This is a genomic window from Ructibacterium gallinarum (assembly GCF_014982785.1).
Taxonomy (GTDB): Bacteria; Bacillota; Clostridia; order Monoglobales; family Monoglobaceae; genus Ructibacterium; species Ructibacterium gallinarum.
On the sequence record NZ_JADCKB010000057.1, the window covers coordinates 1 to 2210 of the forward strand.

At 49.2% G+C, this 2210-nt stretch carries 1 protein-coding gene and 1 pseudogene; both read right to left on the bottom strand.

What is annotated here, in order from left to right; all coding sequences use genetic code 11:
- Positions 1-137: 137 nt before the first annotated feature.
- Entirely contained in the window at positions 138-1349 is a 1212-nt protein-coding gene (gene nagZ / locus INF28_RS12620; RefSeq protein ID WP_226393808.1) for a beta-N-acetylhexosaminidase, read from the bottom strand.
- Between the two features lie 25 nt (positions 1350-1374).
- Positions 1375-2210: pseudogene (locus INF28_RS12625) on the bottom strand (hypothetical protein); the annotation flags it as partial.

The following is a 2210-nucleotide window of genomic DNA, read 5'->3' on the forward strand; positions in this document are numbered from 1 at the left end:
AGAAGGGTGCCCGGCGGCAGAAATGCCCCTGTGCTTTGGGCAAGTTCCTTCTCGTCAAGGCCGCAGTACGGACAGACCTGTGCTTCTCCTTTTTCTTTCATGCACCCCATACATAATCCCATTTTTTCGCTCCCTTTTTATAAAATTCCTCGTTTCAGCTTTAACTCCAGAATACGCCGAACACTTTCATTAATCCGGTTTTCTTGAATGGTTCCATCTTTAACTTGATTTAAAATTTCCTGTGCCGCACTCTTTGCGTCTGGTGACATCAATAGCAGATCCACTCCGGCGTTCACGGCGGCGACAGCCGATTCTGCGGCAGTATAGTGGTTGGTGATAGCTCCCATATTCAGTGCGTCTGAAATGATCACACCGGAAAAGCCCAGTTCATTCCGCAAAAAATCCATTATGACTGCCTTTGAGAGCGTAGCTGGTGTATTGTCACCGCTCAAATTGACGGCGGCCATATGTGCCACCATTACCAAATCCGCTCCGGCTTCAATGCCTGCACGGAATGGAATGAATTCCGCATTACGCATTTCTTCCAGTGTGCGTGTGCAAACGCCCATTTCTTCATGGGTATTTGCGGATGTACTGCCGTTGCTTGGAAAATGCTTCAAGGTAGCGCTGATGCCCTGACTCTGTAATCCCTGAACCTCGGCTGCAACCATTTGTGCCACTATTTCCGGGTCTTTGCCAAAAGAGCGGTCACCGATATCTTCATTGCTGTCTACGGTAATAATGTCTGCTACCGGCGCAAAATCCATGTTAAAGCCCAGTTCTTTTAATTCGCGTCCCAGTGTTCGACCAATTTCTTCGGCACGGCCCGGATCGCCGCCTGCGCCAACCTGTGCCATAGGCGGATGCTGTGTTACGCCAATGTCCGCATCACCCAGCCGAGCCACTCGGCCGCCCTCTTCATCCACGGAAATAAATAGAGGGAGCTTGCTATAGCTTTGAGAATTTTGAATCATTTCTACCAACTGCTCACGGGATTTAATGTTCTGGCTGAAATAAACCAGTCCGCCCACTGGATACTGTTCCAAAGCTTTTTGAGTGGTTTCTCCTGCCTGAATCGCAACGCCGATGCCTGTAATATCTTCTGGACGGACAAAAAACATCTGCCAGACCTTTTCCTCTAAAGTCATTGTTTTCAGAATCTCTTCTGCCTGTGCTCGGAAAGACGAGGAGGCAGAGTAAGTTGGCGTTTTTGCATCTTCTTGCGGAATCTGACTTTGGCTGATTTCATTGCCGGCTGGTGTACCCGACTGTATTTGAGTATTCCCACAGCCGGTCATAATAAGCAAGAAGCTGACCGCCAGCACAAGTAAAATTAATTGCTGTTTCATCAATGCTACACCTCATTTTGTAAAATTATTCATATTCAATGATATATGCAAGAGTACCGGAGCGGTATTCGGATAGATCCTCCCCCGAATCATTGTAGGACCATACATATCCATCAACTTTTGGTCTAAAAATTTGTAAAAAACGTTCTTCTGTCCCCAGACGGGCGTCATAGCCGCTTGGTTCTCCTTCTCGCCATTTGGTAAAAAGGAAGGGTTCGCCAGTTACCCATCTTGCCTGAGAGGAAGCCCAATAGGCCTGTGCCTGTGCAGGGCTGGTCAGCCCGGCAGGAGAACAGGCGCCAATCCATACATTGCGTACGCCGTCATATTTGCTGTCAGACAGCAACCGAAGGACATGATCAAATTCTTCCTGGTCTGAGAAGGTCACCAGGTGTCCGCCGGCGAGTGCCGCATTTTGATTGGCTTGGTCCCAGCTAATGTGATCAATAATGATATCATAGGTATGAACCGGATGGGGAGTGGGCGTAGGAGCAGGCGTAGGGGTAGGAATGAGAGTCGGAACAGGTGTGACGGCTGGTGTTTCCTGTTGTACGGCCTCGGTTTGTGCGGTTGTTGTACTGCTGTTGGCAGTGGTGTTTTGGCGTCCAGACATGACATAAAGCATCAAAGCCAGCATGGCGATACAGCAAAGTATTGCGCAGCAGGAAACGGCAATCAGCAGTTTGGACACAGCCTTTTTTTCGCTGGAAGGCGGGTTTGGCGTTTGAATAATATTTTCCTCGGGAGTCGTTGGAACCCAAGTTGTGCTTTGGCCGTTGAGGGCATTTTGCAGCTGTTCCACAGAGGAAAAGCGATCGGCGGCCCGCACTGCCATGCCAAGGCGAATGGCAGACTGAATGT